This is a genomic window from Microbacterium lacus (genome assembly GCF_002812805.1).
GTDB classification, from domain to species: Bacteria; Actinomycetota; Actinomycetes; order Actinomycetales; family Microbacteriaceae; genus Microbacterium; species Microbacterium lacus_A.
Map to the genome: position 1 here is coordinate 204,156 of NZ_NMUM01000022.1, position 15,810 is coordinate 219,965.

A 15,810-nucleotide genomic window follows, 5' to 3' on the forward strand; every position below is an offset into this window, starting at 1 on the left:
GCGCGGCCCGGCCTCCGCGTCAGGCGTCTTCTTCGGGCGTCGGCGGGGGGCCGGGCCGAACCGCCGCCGTGTCGGCGATGTCGATTCGAGTGTTGCCGTCGTGCTTCGAAACGTCGATGCGCGGCGCCGCGTCCGATTCCACCGCGTCGGGTGCGGCGAGAAGCTGGTCGCGCCGCTTCTCTTCCTTCGTCATATCCATGTCGTCGGCACCGCTATTCGTCGTGTCATTCATGAGGCGACCCTATGGCGGTCGTGCCCTTTTTCGCGCGGTCTGGTGCGGAACGGACGCGTCGTGCTAGCGCTCAACGCGCCGCCGTCGGAATGCCGTGATTAGCATAGACACTATGACCACGCCCCAGAACGCCACCCAGAGCGCGCCCCTGCAGACCCTCCGTCCCGTTTCGGACGAGCAGAACCTGCTTGCCGCCAACACGCAGGATGCCGCGACCTCGTGCTGCGGCGGTGGCTGCTGCAGCTGAGTCACGGCATCCCGTGAAGCCCGCCGCGCTGTCCGTGCACCGAGACTTCTCTGAGGCCGTCAGGCGTGCTGTCCGGCGTGCGCGCCTTCCGCGATCTCTTCGATCACCTTCGCGTTGAACGCGGGAAGGTCGTCGGGGGTCCGGCTCGATACCAGGCCCTGGTCGACGACCACCTCTTCGTCAACCCACTCGGCGCCGGCGTTTTTCAGATCCGTCTTCAGGCTCGGGTAGCTGGTGATCGTGCGGCCGTCCACGACGCCCGCCTCGATGAGAAGCCACGAGCCGTGGCAGATGACGCCGACCGGCTTGGATGCCTCGAAAAATGCCTTCGCGAAGGCGATGGATGCCTCGTCCATGCGTAGGTGATCCGCGTTGACGACGCCACCCGGAAGGACGAGCGCGTCAAACGAGTCGGCATGGGCCGACGCCGACAGCTCGTCCACATTCTGCGTATGGCCGTTCTTGCCCTCGATCGAGTCGCCCTTCGGTGCGACCATGAGGGCGGCCCCGCCGGCATTCGTGACGGCCGCCCAGGGCGAGGTCAATTCGCTGTCTTCGAAGCCGTCAGTGGCGAGAAATGCGATGCGTTTTCCTGTGAGATCAGTCATGCGTGCGACGCTACGCGCGGCATAACCCGGGGTTCGAGGGGGTTGACAGGCCGCTTCCGTGCGCGTGACCCGCGTCAGTGCACGGGTGCGTTGCCGGACTCGACCATGTCCGCGGGCTTGCGTACGAACAGGGCGAGCGGGACCGCTGCGGAGGCGAGGACGGCGCCGACGAAGAACGCCGTGTGCACGCCTGCCGCTGTGGCGGCGACCTGATCGGTTCCCTCTGCGAGGGCTGCCGCGGCGGTCACCGACATGAGCGTGACGAAGAGTGCGGTGCCCGCAGCTCCGGCGACCTGCTGCATCGTGCCGACGGTCGCGCTGCCGTATGGGTACAGGCGCGGAGGGAGCGACCCGAGCGCAGAGGTCAGCAGGGGGGTGAAGACGAGACCGAGGCCGAGATTCAGGCCCAGGTGGACAGCGATGACCCAACCGACGGTGGTGCCGGCGTCGAAGGTCGCCATGCCCCAGAGCGAGCCTGCGGCGATGACCATACCCGGAATGACCAGCGGCGTCGGACCGAACCTGTCGAACGCGTTTCCCACGAAAGGCGCCATCACGCCCATGAGCACGCCGCCGGGGAGCAGCATCAGACCGACGCTGAGGACGTTTAGCCCGAGCACCTGCTGCAGGTAGATCGGGAGAAGGATCAGCGAACCGAACAGGCTTGCCATGACGATGACCACGAGCACGACAGCGAGGCTGAACGTCTTGCTCTGGAACGTGCGCAGGTCCAGGAGTGCGCCGTCCACCTTCTGCAGCTGAAGCTGACGCAAGACGAACGCGACGAGAGACACGCTGCCCACGACCAGCGGAATCCATATCGGCACGGGCGCTTCACCGGCGGCGGCCTCACCGATACTGCTGAGGCCGAAGATCAGTCCGCCGAATCCGACGGCAGAAAGTACGACGGAGAGTACGTCGAAGCGCGCGTCTGGGCGGGTCTTCGTGACGTTGCGCACCCATACCGCTCCGAGGGCGAGCGCGATGAGAGCGATGGGAAGGACCGACCAGAAGAGGAAGTGCCAGGTCGCGATGGAGAGGATGAGCCCGGAGACCGTCGGGCCGACCGCGGGGGCAACCGCGATGACGATCGTGATGACGCCCATCATCCGTCCTCGATGTGAAGCGGGCACGATGGTGAGCACCGTCGTGAACAGCAGCGGCATCATGATCGCTGTTCCCGACGCCTGAACGATTCGGCCGGCGAGGAGCACCTCGAACGTGGGTGCCAGTGCACCGATGAGCGTGCCCGTGGAGAAGAGGATCATCGCGGCGAAGAACACGTTGCGCAGCGGGAAGCGCTCGAGCAGGAAGCCCGTCAGGGGAATGACGACGGCCATCGTCAGCAGGAATCCGGTCGTCAGCCACTGGCCGGTCGCTGCGGTAACGCCGAGATCTTCCATGATGGGGGTCAACGCAACGCCCATGACGGTCTCGTTGAGGATGACAACGAACGCGGCGATGACGAGGAGCGCGATGACCGGTCCGGCCTTCACGGCGGGGGTCGTCGGTGTGGACGCGGTTTCGGGCGGTGAATCCTGCAGAGTCAAGAGGTTCCTTCGGGTGGAGCGGGGACGCGGCCGGTTGTCGTCGAGGTCATACGTCGAGCCACGAAGCGCCGGGGCAGCACAGAACGGCGCGAAAGTCGCGGACTACGACCGTAACCGCGCCCACCGACGTCGCATTCCCGAGGGGGACATCGATCTCAGGCCTCACCGCGCCCGATCCAGCGTCCGGGGGCCGGATTAGGCTGAGCGGATGAGTATGCCGCGCGGGGGCTTCGGTGGGGGTCTGACCCGCGGGGTGGACGCCGACGCCCAGCGTGAGCGCAATGCCGACGCCCCTGACATCCCGAACCTGGGCGGGCGCATCGTCGCGCTCTTCCGCCCGTATCGAGGGCGCCTGGCCGTCACCGCCGCGCTGGTCGTCGTCAGCGCCGCGATCGGAGTCGTCCCCGCGCTGATCATCGAGGTCATCTTCGACTCGGCACTTTTCCCGGCCGGTGACGCCGGGCCGAACCTGCGCCTGCTCGTCGAACTCGTGGCGCTCATGATCGGCTTGTTCGTGGCATCCGCGGGCCTGAACGTCATCCAGACCTGGCTCACCTCGACCGTCGGCAACCGCGTCACGGGCGACCTGCGCGTTCGGCTCTTCACGCACTTGCAGGCGATGGACCTGTCGTTCTTCACGCGCACGAAGACCGGCGTGATCCAGTCGCGGCTGCAGAACGACGTCGGTGGGGTCGCGAGCGTACTGACCAACACATTCACGAGCATCCTCGGCAACACCGTCACGGTGATCGCCTCGGTCGTCGCGATGGTGATGATCGACTGGCGCCTCACCCTCATCGCCCTCGGGCTGCTGCCCGGCCTCGTTTTCGTGCAGCGCCGCGTCGGCCAGGTGCGTGCCAAGATCGCCGCCGAGACGCAGGAGTCGCTGTCGCAGCTGACGGCCATCACGCAAGAGACGCTCTCGGTTTCCGGCATCCTGCTCGCGAAGGCGTTCCACCGGCAGAGCGCCGAGATCGAGCGCTACACGGTCGAGAACGGCAACCAGGTCGTGCTGCAAGTGCGGCAGGCGATGTCGGGGCAGTGGTTCTTCGGGATCGTCAGCATCATCATGTCGTCGGTGCCGGCGATCATCTACCTCGTCGCGGGTCTGCTGATCACAGGCGGCAGCGCGGACATATCGGCGGGCGTGATCGTCGCTTTCACGACCGTGCAGGCGCGTCTGCTCTTCCCGCTGATGGCGCTCATGCGTGTCACGCTCGACCTGCAGACCTCTCGGGCACTGTTTGCGCGCATCTTCGAATACCTCGATCTCGAGCCCGCGATCACCGAATCGCCCACGGCCACGGACGTCGAGGCTGCTCCCGGGCCGCTCGGGCGCGTCGAGTTCCGTGACGTGACCTTTCGGTACCCCGACGCCGCCGGCACGACACGGCCGACCCTCGACGGGGTGTCGTTCGTCGCCGAGCCCGGGCAGCACGTCGCCTTCGTCGGCCCGAGCGGGGCAGGTAAGACGACCATCCTGTACCTCGCACCGCGGTTGTACGAGGCATCCTCCGGCTCCGTGCTGTTCGCCGGCGCGGACGTGCGCGATCTGCGGCAGGCATCGATCATCGAGAACATCGGCATCGTGTCGCAAGAGACGTACCTGTTTCACGCGACGGTGCGCGAGAACCTCGCATATGCCAAGGCGGGCGCGACGCAGGCAGAGCTGGAGGACGCCTGCCGTGCCGCGAACATCCACCACGTGATCGAGGGGTTCGCCGAAGGCTACGACACGATCGTGGGGGAGCGCGGCTACCGTCTATCCGGTGGCGAGAAGCAACGCATCGCGATCGCCCGCGTGCTGCTGAAGGATCCGCCCGTGCTGCTGCTCGACGAAGCCACGAGTGCCCTCGACACCGTGTCGGAACGAGTCGTGCAGCGCGCGCTGGATGCCGCGGCCCGGGGTCGCACGACACTCTCGATCGCGCACCGCCTCTCGACCGTGGTCGGCGCCGATGTCATCCACGTCGTCGAGGGTGGTCGCATCGTCGAGAGCGGCACACACTCCGAGCTGATGGCCGACGGCGGGCTGTACGCCGAACTCGCGATGCGCCAGGTGGAGGCATCGAGCGGCCTCGCTTGAGGGTTCCGGACCGCGGGCGGTCAGCTCGCCCCGCTCACGCGACCGAACGCGCGACTCCCGCGGCCGGCAGCAGGATGCCGTCGATCAGCGCGATCTGATATTCGCGGTCGATGGGCTTTCGCTCGACGATTCCCCGGAACGCAGCCAGGGCGGGAAGGAGCCGCGCCAACATGTCGAGATCGGCGTCGGCGCGGATCTCGCCCCGGGCGAGAGCACGTTCGAGAAGGCCCCGGATCGCCACGATGCGCGGCGACATGAGCACGGCGCTCGCGGCCTCGGTCAGCTCGGGCTCGCGTGAGAGGAGCGCCGCAACACCCGCCATGACGCGCATGCGGCGCTCGGCGTCTTCCGCGGTGCGCGGTGTGATCATGCCGATGAGGTCGCCGCGCAGCGTGCCCGTGTCGGGCAGCTTGTCGGGGGAGAGGTCGGCCGACTTCATGCATCCGATCGCATCCAGCACCAGTTCGGCCTTCGACGGCCACCGTCGGTAGAGAGTCGCCTTGCCGGCTTTGGCGCGGGTCGCGACCATGTCGATCGTCATGCCGTCGAATCCCTCTTCGGCGAGGACGTCGATCGCCGCCCGCAGGATCTCGGGGTCTCGCGAGTGATCCCTCTTGCGGCCCGGGCGCGGAGCCGCCCCGTCCGTGACGGCGGGTGCGGGCTGCGTCATTGCGGTCCTCCTCGGATGTGGCTTCGTGGTTGTCGGTGTCTGTGCGGCATTTCGACTGCCGTTCTCCATCCTATTCCAGAACGTTTGGTATCCGGAACGGATGATTCTCGTATATGGTTTCCGCATGCCACAGACTTCCTCTTCCGCGAATGTCGCTAAGCCGGCGGCCGCGCCCTCGTCCCGCCGGTGGTGGACTCTCGCAACAGTCGGACTCGCGCAGCTGATGGTCGTTCTCGACGCCACCGTCGTGAACATCGCGCTGCCGGCCGCACAGGCCGACCTCGGCTTCTCGAACGGCGACCGCCAGTGGGTCGTGACGGCGTACGCGCTCGCGTTCGGCAGCCTGCTGCTGTTGGGTGGCCGGCTCTCCGACCTGATCGGCCGTAAGCGAACGTTCATCATCGGCCTGGTCGGATTCGCGATCGCTTCGGCGCTCGGCGGTGCCGCGCCGACGTTCGGGATTCTCGTCGCGGCCCGCGCACTGCAGGGTGTCTTCGCCGCCATGCTCGCCCCCACGGCGCTCGCCATGCTGACGACGACCTTCACGATCCCGCGCGAACGCGCCCGTGCTTTCGGAGTGTTCGGGGCGATCGCCGGAGCCGGGGGAGCGATCGGGCTGCTCCTCGGCGGGTTCCTCACCGAGTACTTCGACTGGCGCTGGAACCTCTACATCAACGTCTTCATCGCCCTCGTCGCGATCGTCGGGGCGATCCTCTTCGTCGGGCACGTGACCCGCACGGGCCCCCGTCCGACCCTCGATATCCCCGGCACGCTCGCGGTATCGGGTGCCCTGTTCCTGCTCGTCTACGGATTCTCGAACGCCGAGACGGATGGCTGGGACTCGCCCCTGTCATGGGGGATGCTGGCGGGCTCGGGAGTCTTGCTCGTCGTCTTCGTGCTGTGGCAGCACCGTTCGCGTCACCCGCTCCTGCCACTGCCGATCGTGCTGGACCGCAACCGCGGTGCGTCCTACATCTCCGTGCTGATCGCGGGCGCCGGGATGTTCGGTGTCTTCCTCTTCGTCACCTACTACTTGCAAGTCTCGCTCGGGTATTCGGCGATGCAGACGGGGCTGTCGTTCCTGCCCATGATCGTGATGCTGGTGCTTGCGGCTCAGCTCTCGACGAATATCTTCCTGCCGCGATTCGGACCGAAGATCATCGTGCCGATCGGGATGATCTTCGGGGTGATCGCGATGATTCTCCTCACCCGCCTCGGCCACGACAGCGGTTTCGTCAGCGACATCCTGCCTGCCCTGATGGTGATGGGGCTCGCGATGGGATCGATCATGCCCGGGGCGATGCAGACGGCGACGCTCGGAGTGGACCCGCAGTTCGCGGGAGTCGCCTCGGCAATGGTCAACACCAGCCAGCAGGTCGGCGGCTCGATCGGCACCGCCCTGCTGAATACCCTGGCCGCGACGGCCCTGACCGCGTATGTGGCGGCCAACGCGCCGGAGAGCCCGGAGGTGCTCGCCGAGGCCGCCATCCACAGCTACACCGTGGCGTATTGGTGGGGCGCGGGCTTCTTCGCGATCGGGTTCGTGATCGCCGCGCTGCTCTACCGCCGCCGCGGTGACGGCATCTCGCTGGCACACGGGCGTCCGGGCGCGACGGCGGCCGAGCCGGTCATCGCGCACTGACCGGAGTGCGCGGCGGGGCGTCGTTTCGTCTCGCTACGCTCGCTCACCGACCGGCGGGGCTACCAGAGCGATGCCGCGTCGATGATGATCGCGGTCTCACGGCCCACGTGTCCGCGGGTGGATTCATCGGCCACGTCCCAGACCTCACGGACGAACGCCCCGAGGGCGCGGCGATAGGCATCCTCCGGGTGCTCGCGCGCGATCGAGGCGAGTCGGGGCACATCCATCGTGAGGATCAGTGCCGCACGAGCCTGCACCGCTCGCGTCGCGGATGCCTCGCGCAAGATGCTCAAACCGGCACCCATCGCGTCGAGCGCATCGCGCAGCACGGGCAGTTCGGCTTCGCGCTGCGTGATGGATGAGCCATCCGGCCGCACTCGCCAGTGCACCACCACGTCGGGGATGACATCGAATGCACGTGCGCGGGCGTACATCGCCTGGGCCACGACCTGGTCCTCGTAGAGGCGCCCTTCGGGAAAGCGGAGCCCAGACCGCACCCAGAAGTCCGTGCGGCTCACCTTCGACCACGCGACGATGTTGCCGGATGCTTCGGGGTGCTCATCGATCGTCGTCGCCGACCGTTCGGGATCCGTCGCGGCCGCGACCCACGATTGCACCGCGCCGACCTCGTAAGCGGTGCCGGTGATCACCGTCGTGCTCATGTCGGCGTCATGTTCCACGCCCGATCGGGGCCGTAGCCGCGCGTACGCGCCAGCCACGAAGTCGCTTCCGGTGCGTTCGAGGGTGCCGACGAGGCGCTCCAGCGCCCCCGGCAGGAGCACGTCGTCCGCATCCAAGAATCCGACGAAGGGGGTCCGCACGCGATCGAGACCGGCGTTGCGTGCCACGCCGAGACCCCGACGCTCCGGCTGCGGAACGAAGGTGAACCGATTGTCGGAACCGGCGGCCTTCGCGAAGATCTCACGTGTGCCATCCGTGGAGTGATCGTCGATCAGGATGGCGCGCCATCCGGTGAACGTTTGCGCCTGCACGGACTCGAGTGCCTCGCGGGCGTAGGGAGCCACGTCGAATCCCGCGATGACGAGCGTGACCAGCGCCGCGTCCGGGCGACCCGCGGGAACGGTCGTCATACTCGCGCGGCTGCCTGACACACGACTGGTGCTCACGCGGCCGATTGTACGGCCGCGACCGAGGCCGCCACGGCCTCGCCCAGCGTGCGAGCATCGGCGGCGCCATCCGTCGTCCCGATCCGAGCGGAGAAGGTGAAGCGCACGGATGTCTGCGCCACCTCGCCCGGTATGCCGATCGCGAGCAGCACGTGCGAGGGCTCGTCGCTGCCGGCCGCGCACGCGGAGCCGCTCGAGGACACGATGCCTCGGCGTTCGAGTTCGAGGAGCACGGCTTCTCCGCTCGTTCCGGCGAAGGTGAAGCTGGCCGTGCCGGGCAGGCGGTGCACGGGGTCGCCCGTCAGGCGTGCCGCGGGGATCGCGTCGAGAACCTTCGCGACGAACGCGTCCCGGAACCCGGCGACGCGGGCGGATGCCTCGGCGCGCTCGGCATCGGCGAGCGTCAGAGCGGTCGCGAGCGCCACCGCGCCGGCGACGCTCTCGGTGCCGCTCCGACGGCCGCGCTCCTGGCCTCCGCCGTGGAGCAGGGGTTCGAGCGGAATCCGTCCCCGCACCGCCAGTGCACCCGTTCCCGGGGGAGCGCCGACCTTGTGCCCGGCGATCGAGATCGCGTCGACGCCGAGAGTCGCGGCCGACAGGTCGAGCCATCCGGCCGCCTGCACCGCATCGAGGTGGATCGGAACCCGTCGGGCGCGCACGATGGCGGCCAGGGCCGGGACATCCTGAATCGTGCCGATCTCGTTGTTGGCATACCCGAGGGTCACGAGCGCGGTCTCGTCGCGGAGTGCCGTTTCGAGGTCGCCCGGATCGACACGGCCGACCGCGTCAACCGGCAGCTCTGTCACCGTGAACCCGTGCACCCTGCAGAGGTAATCAACGGATTCGAGGATCGACTCATGCTCGATCGGGGTCGTGATGATGTGGCGCGCGCTGCCGGCGTGGCGGGAGAGATGCGCGGCGATCGTGATGCCCTTGACAGCCAGGTTGTTCGCCTCGGTGCCGCCCGAGGTGAATACGACGTCGCTCGAACGCATCCCGAGGATGCGAGCGACGGTGCCGCGCGCGTCGGCAAGCGCGGCCGCCGCACGCTCGCCGAACGTGTGGTGGCTCGAGGGGTTGCCGAACTCGGTCGTCAGGTACGGAATCATCGCCTCGAGGGCCTCGCGCCGCACGGGGGTGGTCGCTGCGTTGTCGAGATAGAGCATGGGGTGTCAGTCCGCGGATTCGTGCGAATCGTCCACGAGGATGTCGAGCCCGAGGTCCAGCGCCGATGCGGAGTGCGTCAGGGCGCCGACCGAGATGATGTCCACGCCCGTCTCGGCGATCGCCCGCACCGTGTCGAGCCGCACGCCGCCGCTGGCATCCACGAGCGCACGACCCGCGACCTGCTGAACACCACGACGCAGGTCCTCGAGCGAGAAATTGTCGAGCAGGATCGTGCCGATCCCCGCGGCGAGAACCGGTTCGATCTGATCGAGCCGATCAACCTCCACCTCGACATGCGTCGTGTGCGGCAGCCGCGCGATCGCGCCCTGCAGCGCCGCCGTGACCGAGACGCCGCTGCGCTGCAGTACGGCCAGATGATTGTCCTTCGCCATCACAGCGTCTGAGAGCGAGTGCCTGTGGTTGTGGCCCCCGCCGCTCGTCACGGCATGCCGCTCGAAAGCCCGCAGGCCCGGCGTGGTCTTGCGCGTGTCGGCGATCCGCGCGCCCGTGTGTGCGACCTCGGCGACGAAGCGCGACGTGAGGGTAGTGATTCCCGACATCCGTTGCACGAAGTTGAGGGCTACGCGCTCGGCGGTCAGCACACCCCGCGCGGGTCCCTCCGCGACCGCGAGAACGGTTCCCGGAGCGAATTCGGCACCGTCGGCGACCGTGAGGGCGACACGAATGGTGGGATCGGTCAGCCGGAACGCCGCGGCAAAGACCTCGCCGCCGCTGAAGACGCCGTGGTCGCGTGCGACCAGTTCGGCACGCGCGACCGCGGTCGAGGGGATGAGGAACTCGCTCGTGACGTCGCCCCAGGGGGCGTCTTCTTCGAGCGCCGCCGACACGGCGCGATCGATCGTGGCCCGGGTCAGCATCCTGCGCTCCCGACGAGGGCGGGGGAATGAGTGGGGGCGTGTGAAGAGAGGCTCGGGTCATCGCTGCGGTAATGAGCGCCGACAGACTCGCGCCGCGCGAGGGCGGCACGGATGGTCGCGGCCGCGAGCTGCAGCAGGTTCTCGTCCTCGAACTCGGCCTGCGAGCGCGGCGTACGCGGCTGAGCGAGCCATCCGTCGACGAGACCCTGCGCTCGCCGCAGCCCATGTTCGTCGCGTACGACCCCCACGCTCTCCCACATCACGCGCTGCAGCGCCGCGCGCGTGAACGGCATGTGCTCCGCTGTCGCAGATCGACGCTCCGTGCCTCGCGGTACGTCGATCTGCGACAGCGGAACGGAGCGCTGGGGGGCGGGGGCGGGGGTGTCGGGCGAGGCGAGGGCGGCGGCGGCCCGCGCGCCGAACACGGCGCCCTCCAGCAGCGAGTTCGACGCCAGCCGGTTGGCCCCGTGCACGCCGGTACGGGCAGCCTCGCCGACCGCGTACAGCCCGGGCAAGCTCGTTCGTCCGTCGAGATCGGTCCCGATCCCGCCCATCAGGTAGTGCGCCGCGGGGGTCACCGGGATCGGATCGCGTGCCCAGTCGAGACCCCGCTGACGCACGGCGGCATCGATCGTGGGGAAGCGACGTGTCAGGAAGGATGCGGTCGAGCTTTGATCTCCCGAGCCCTGTTCCGTTGAGCCCTGTTCCGTCGAGCCCTGTTCCGTCCAGCCCAGCCGTGTTGCGTCGAGGTGGACCGGCCGACCACCCTGCTCGATCATGCGGAGGGCGATGGCCCGCGCGACCACGTCACGCGGCGCGAGTTCGCCGTCGGGATGCGTGTCGAACACGAAGCGGCGACCGTCGTCGTCGATGAGGGTCGCGCCCTCACCACGCACGGCCTCCGAGATCAGGAACGGCTCGCCCGCAGCCAACACCGTCGGGTGGAACTGGACGAACTCGAGGTCCGTTACCTCGGCACCGGCCCGAAGCGCCGCGGCGATGCCGTCGCCGGTGGCCACGGATGGGTTCGTGGTGTGGGCGAAGAGCTGGCCCGCGCCCCCGGTCGCGAGAACGACGGCGTCGGCCCGGAGCATCCGTCGACCCTCCGTCGTGAGCAGGTCGACACCGCTCACGCGCCCCTCGACGAGCGTGAGATCGACGAGGAATGCGTGCTCGATGATCTCCATGGCCGAGGCGCGGACGGCTGCGACGAGCGCGGTCTCGATGGCCGTGCCCGTGGCGTCCCCGCCCGCGTGCAGCACGCGCGGGTACGAGTGCGCGGCCTCGAGGCCCTTGACGAAGTCGCCTGACGCGTCACGGTCGAAGGCGACGCCGAGCGCGATCAGTTCGCGGATGCGTTCCGGCCCCTCTGACACGAGCACCTCGACTGCGGCGGGGTCGCCGAGGCCCGCGGCCGCGGTCAGCGTGTCATGCGCGTGATCCGCTGCCCGATCGTCGGCGAACATGACCCCCGCGATGCCGCCCTGCGCATACCGCGTGTTGGCGTGCTCGAGCACGTCTTTCGTCACGAGCGTGACCTCGATGCCCGCGCGGGCGGCGTGCAGCGCGACGGTCAGTCCCGCTATGCCGCTGCCGACGACGATCGCGCTCGTCATGCCGTCACCTGCGGTGCGGGCTTGGCGGCCAGCATCCGTTCGAGCGCGATGCGTGCGGGCTCGGCGACGTCCGCGGCGACGGTGATTCGGTTGCGGACCTCGCCCGCGACGAGCTGCTCGAGCACCCACGCGAGGTAACCGGGATGGATGCGATACATCGTCGAGCACGGGCAGACGACGGGATCGAGGCAGAAGATCGTGTGCTGCGGATGCTCGGCCGCGAGCCGCTGGACGAGGTTGACCTCTGTGCCGATCGCAAAAGTTGTCGGCTCGGTCGCGGCCTGGATGGCCTTGCGGATGTAGTCGGTCGATCCGGCCTCGTCCGCGGCATCGACGACCGGCATCGGGCACTCGGGGTGCACGATCACGCGGACGCCCGGATGCCCGGCGCGCGCCTTCTCGATCTGGTCGACCGTGAAGCGGCGGTGCACCGAGCAGAATCCGTGCCACAGGATCACGCGGGCGTCGTCGAGCGTCGCCTCATCGTTGCCACCGAGCGGGCGATTCGGGTTCCACATCGGCATCTGCTCGAGGGGAACTCCCATCGCCTTGGCCGTGTTGCGGCCGAGGTGCTGGTCGGGGAAGAAGAGCACGCGACGGCCGCGCGCGAAAGCCCACTCGAGCACCGTCCGCGCGTTCGACGAGGTGCAGACGATCCCTCCGTGCCGCCCGACGAACCCCTTGATGGCTGCCGACGAGTTCATGTACGTCACCGGGATGACGGGCACCAAGCCATCCGCGTCCACGGCATCCATCGGGCCGTAGACATCCTCGAGCTGCTCCCAGCACTCCTCGACCTGATCGATGTTCGCCATGTCGGCCATCGAGCATCCGGCGGCGAGATTCGGCAGGATGACCGCCTGCTCGGGGCGCGAGAGCAGGTCCGCGGTCTCGGCCATGAAGTGCACCCCGCAGAACACGATCGACTCGGCCTCGGGGTGTGCCTGGGCGGCGTTCGCGAGCTGGAACGAATCGCCCACGTAGTCGGCGTGCCGCACGACCTCTTCGCGCTGGTAGAAGTGCCCGAGAATCACGACGCGGTCGCCGAGTGTGCGCTTGGCGGCCAGGATGCGCTCGTGCAGCTCGGCCTCGGATGCCTCGCGGTACTCGAGCGGCAGTTCGCCCTGGCGCGGCGAACCGGCCGGGATCACATCACCCATCGATGACCCCGGACCGTATCCCGGGCGTCCGTCGAAGCTCCACGGCCCCGCGGCGAGGTCGGTATTGCAGGTCTCGGCGTCCGAGAGGCCCGCGGTGATCCGCTGTATCTCATGATCGACCGACGGGTTCAGCATGGCGGTCGTGCTGAGGGTGAGGGGAGTGGCGTTCATGTCGTCCTCGAATCGAAGGATGCGCGGCTCGGTGCCGGGGCGGGAGCGGGTGCGGCGAGCGGGCCGCGCTCGGCCAACTCGACATCCTGGTTGTAGCGGTACAGGCGGGCGGGGCGGTGGCTGCCGGTGCGGAAGCCGTCGGTGGGGATCAGGGTTCCGGAGTTCTCGACCTGACGCCGGAAGTTGGCAGGGTCGAGCTTTCGGCCGAGGATCGACTCGTACACCTCGCGCAACTCGGCGAGCGTGAATTCATCGGCAAGCAGGCCGTGCGCGATCCGCGAGTAGCCGGCCTTGTTCCGCAGGCGCCAGAGCGCGTAGTCGACGATCTGGTTGTGATCGAAGGCAAGCGTCGGCAGATCGGCGGCATCGAACCAGGCCACGTTCTCGGGGGCGTCGCCGGCAGCGGCGTGGGCCGCAACTTGCGCGTCGACCTGAGCCGAACGCAGCAGCGCCCAGTACACGATCGACACGACGCGTGAGGGCGAGCGGTGGACGTCTCCGAACGCGTAGAGCTGCTCGAGATAGCTCGGTGAGAGACCGGTGGTCTCGCCGAGTGTGCGGGATGCCGCGGCATCCAGTCCCTCGGTCGTGTCGAGCCATCCGCCCGGCAGTGCCCACAGTCCTGCGTAGGGATCGCGCGTGCGCCGGACCAGGGGCAGAACGAGCGCAGCCGAGTCATCCTCGGGGCGTCGCCTCAGCGTGAAGATCACGGTCGAGACCGCGACGCGCGTGGCCTCGGCGGCGGGAGCGGCAAGCACTTGCGACTCCGTGGCCGTGGCCGTGGCAGAGGGAGCTGTGCTCATGGTGTGCTGACTCGACATCTCTAGGGCGACGCTGGTTCGAGTCAAGGTGACTCTAACCTCCATCGATCTTAGTGTCATGCCGACTCGAAGGCAAACGTTGTGCGCCGCAGCCCCGCCCCGTGGGCGGGCGCGCGGGTCGCAACCTGCCGGGACTTCTCAGCGACGCGAATTATCCTGAGTCCGGCGCCCGGCCGCTCGATTGTGCGAGTCCGGAGGCAGAGAGGGGCAGGCGCATGCAGGTTGTCGACATCGTCGTGCTCGTGCTGCTTCTCGTCGCTCTCATCATCGGGTTCCAGCGAGGTTTGCTCGCGAGCCTCGGGACCCTCGTCGGACTCGGCATCGGCGCTGTCGGCGCGTACTGGCTGATGCCCTTCGTGACGGCCGCTCTGCCCTGGCCGATGTGGCGCGCGCTCGCCGTGATCGCGGCCACGCTTCTGCTGTTGGCCGGATGCGCGGCGCTGGGTTCCGCCGCGGGCAATGCTCTGCGACGCGGCGTCGACCGTACGCCGCTGCGTGGCGTCGATCGTTTGCTGGGCGGCGGTTTGACGCTCGTGGCCGCGGCACTCGCCGTGTCGCTCGTCGGCTCGGGCCTCGCGGCCACCGGAACGCCCATTGTTTCGACCGCGATCGCCTCGTCGCGCGTGCTCACCGTCATCGAGAGCATCGTGCCGCGACCCCTCCAGGCGGGACTCGCAGAGCTGCGCGGCGCCGTACTCGGTGACGCGATCCCCACACTCGGCGGACTGTTGCTGCCCGGCACGGCGGCAGTCCAGCCCCCCGTTCAGCTCGACGACCCGGAACTCGCGGAGGCCGCGGCATCCGTCGCTCGTATCACCGGAGTGGCATACGCCTGCGGGCTGAGTTCGAGTGGCTCCGGTTTCGTCATCGGCGCCGACCGTGTCGTGACGAACGCTCACGTCGTTGCGGGCGTCGATCGTCCGGTCGTCGAGCTGCCCGGCCGCGAGGCGCGCGACGGCCGGGTCGTCTACTTCGATCCCATCGGTGACATTGCCGTGATAGCCGTCGACGATCTTGACGCGGAACCCCTGGATGTCGTTCCCGTGCTGCCCGCGGGTTCGTCGGCGGCCGTGCAGGGCTATCCGCACGGCGGACCCTTCGAGTCCATGTCGGCAGCGGTCCTCGCGGTCGGGACGGTACCGGTGCCGGACATCTACGACGAATCCTCGAACCTCCGCGAGATCTACACACTCGAGGCGAACGTGCGGCCCGGAAACTCGGGTGGCCCGTTGCTGACCGCCGACGGAGATGTTGCGGGCCTCGTCTTCGCGCGCGGCGGGGAGCAGGAGAGCCGGGGCTACGCGTCGACGTCGACCGAACTCGCTCCGATCGTCGAGGGCGCCGCGGGATGGCAGAGTCCGGTGTCGTCCGGCAGCTGCACGCGCTGACCCCGCTCGCCCCCGCTCGCTCTGGCTTCAGCCAGCGAAACACCCCTGCTGCGACGAAACACCCACGGGCGCGAGGTGTTTCGTCGCACCAGGGGTGTTTGGGGGAGTGTGTGGGCGCGGGGCGCCCCTGGGTTGTTCCGCGTGTCGCCGAAAGGGGATGCGGCGCGGGGCCCCTCGGTGGGTATGCTGGCCGCGTCGGGCCTCCGGATTCGGCGATAACTGAACACCGGCCCTATGACCCCTTGCGGGAGAGCCCCGGCACCGCTTCGCGCCGGGCACCGAAGGAGCAAGCCTCCCCGCCAATCTCTCAGGTATTGCGTACCGCGGGGGTCGGGCCACTCTGGAAAGCGATCCGCTCGTGCGGATCCGCCGACGGTGAAAGCCGAGTCATCCTGATCGATGTCTCGGCGAAACTCTCAGGCAGATGACAGAGGGGGAGTTCACCGG

The 15,810-nt window shown here is 68.5% G+C and carries 14 protein-coding genes and 2 riboswitches; of the genes, 4 read left to right on the top strand and 10 right to left on the bottom strand.

Annotation, left to right across the window (positions count from 1 at the left end):
* Window positions 1-19: 19 nt before the first annotated feature.
* Window positions 20-232, bottom strand: coding sequence for a hypothetical protein (locus CGU34_RS07290; RefSeq protein WP_036297505.1), 213 nt, complete (start codon window positions 230-232; stop codon window positions 20-22).
* A 112-nt stretch (window positions 233-344) separates the two neighbouring features.
* Here CGU34_RS07290 and CGU34_RS17515 point away from each other — a divergent pair, with 112 nt between their 5' ends.
* Window positions 345-479 carry a hypothetical protein gene (locus CGU34_RS17515; RefSeq protein ID WP_269800294.1) on the top strand — a complete coding sequence of 45 codons (135 nt, stop codon included), beginning with the start codon at window positions 345-347 and terminating at the stop codon, window positions 477-479.
* A gap of 59 nt (window positions 480-538) precedes the next feature.
* On the opposite strand, the gene CGU34_RS07295 is transcribed toward CGU34_RS17515, so the two are convergent.
* On the bottom strand, window positions 539-1,087 hold the full coding sequence (locus CGU34_RS07295) for a type 1 glutamine amidotransferase domain-containing protein (protein WP_100813721.1): 549 nt from the start codon (window positions 1,085-1,087) through the stop codon (window positions 539-541).
* Window positions 1,088-1,161: 74 nt separating this feature from the next.
* Window positions 1,162-2,637 (bottom strand): MDR family MFS transporter, encoded by a 1,476-nt coding sequence (locus CGU34_RS07300; RefSeq protein WP_232711579.1) that lies wholly within the window; start codon window positions 2,635-2,637, stop codon window positions 1,162-1,164.
* Window positions 2,638-2,845: 208 nt separating this feature from the next.
* Between CGU34_RS07300 and CGU34_RS07305 the strand changes: the two genes are divergently transcribed.
* Window positions 2,846-4,723 carry an ABC transporter ATP-binding protein gene (locus CGU34_RS07305; protein WP_100813722.1) on the top strand — a complete coding sequence of 626 codons (1,878 nt, stop codon included), beginning with the start codon at window positions 2,846-2,848 and terminating at the stop codon, window positions 4,721-4,723.
* 34 nt (window positions 4,724-4,757) lie between these two features.
* On the opposite strand, the gene CGU34_RS07310 is transcribed toward CGU34_RS07305, so the two are convergent.
* Window positions 4,758-5,393 (bottom strand): TetR/AcrR family transcriptional regulator, encoded by a 636-nt coding sequence (locus tag CGU34_RS07310; RefSeq protein WP_100813723.1) that lies wholly within the window; start codon window positions 5,391-5,393, stop codon window positions 4,758-4,760.
* A 124-nt stretch (window positions 5,394-5,517) separates the two neighbouring features.
* Between CGU34_RS07310 and CGU34_RS07315 the strand changes: the two genes are divergently transcribed.
* Window positions 5,518-7,035: an MFS transporter gene (locus CGU34_RS07315; protein WP_100813778.1), complete on the top strand. Its 1,518-nt coding sequence runs from the start codon at window positions 5,518-5,520 to the stop codon at window positions 7,033-7,035.
* 59 nt (window positions 7,036-7,094) lie between these two features.
* Here the strand turns inward: CGU34_RS07315 and CGU34_RS07320 are convergent, their stop codons facing one another.
* The 6 genes from CGU34_RS07320 to CGU34_RS07345 are packed head-to-tail and all read right to left on the bottom strand — an operon-like array spanning window position 7,095 to window position 13,957.
* A complete protein-coding gene (locus CGU34_RS07320) occupies window positions 7,095-8,162 on the bottom strand; it encodes a glycosyltransferase family 2 protein (protein ID WP_332870609.1) in 1,068 nt (355 codons plus the stop codon).
* Window positions 8,159-9,328: a cysteine desulfurase family protein gene (locus CGU34_RS07325; protein WP_100813725.1), complete on the bottom strand. Its 1,170-nt coding sequence runs from the start codon at window positions 9,326-9,328 to the stop codon at window positions 8,159-8,161. The genes CGU34_RS07320 and CGU34_RS07325 overlap by 4 nt, the downstream gene beginning before the upstream one ends.
* A gap of 6 nt (window positions 9,329-9,334) precedes the next feature.
* Window positions 9,335-10,207, bottom strand: a complete 873-nt coding sequence (gene nadC / locus CGU34_RS07330) for a carboxylating nicotinate-nucleotide diphosphorylase (protein WP_100813726.1) — start codon at window positions 10,205-10,207, stop codon at window positions 9,335-9,337.
* Window positions 10,201-11,823, bottom strand: a complete 1,623-nt coding sequence (locus CGU34_RS07335) for an L-aspartate oxidase (protein ID WP_100813727.1) — start codon at window positions 11,821-11,823, stop codon at window positions 10,201-10,203. The genes nadC and CGU34_RS07335 overlap by 7 nt, the downstream gene beginning before the upstream one ends.
* Entirely contained in the window at window positions 11,820-13,154 is a 1,335-nt protein-coding gene (nadA, locus tag CGU34_RS07340) for a quinolinate synthase NadA (RefSeq protein WP_036301462.1), read from the bottom strand. Before nadA ends, CGU34_RS07335 begins: the two co-directional genes overlap by 4 nt.
* Window positions 13,151-13,957, bottom strand: a complete 807-nt coding sequence (locus tag CGU34_RS07345) for an NUDIX hydrolase (protein WP_081766457.1) — start codon at window positions 13,955-13,957, stop codon at window positions 13,151-13,153. Before CGU34_RS07345 ends, nadA begins: the two co-directional genes overlap by 4 nt.
* A 233-nt stretch (window positions 13,958-14,190) precedes the next feature.
* On the opposite strand from CGU34_RS07345, the gene CGU34_RS07350 reads away from it, so the two are divergent.
* Complete coding sequence (locus CGU34_RS07350; RefSeq protein ID WP_100813728.1) at window positions 14,191-15,363, top strand: MarP family serine protease; 1,173 nt, start codon at window positions 14,191-14,193, stop codon at window positions 15,361-15,363.
* Between the two features lie 235 nt (window positions 15,364-15,598).
* Window positions 15,599-15,697: riboswitch (glycine riboswitch) on the top strand.
* Window positions 15,698-15,804, top strand: a riboswitch (glycine riboswitch). It begins immediately after the preceding riboswitch.
* The last annotated feature ends 6 nt before the right edge of the window (window positions 15,805-15,810 follow it).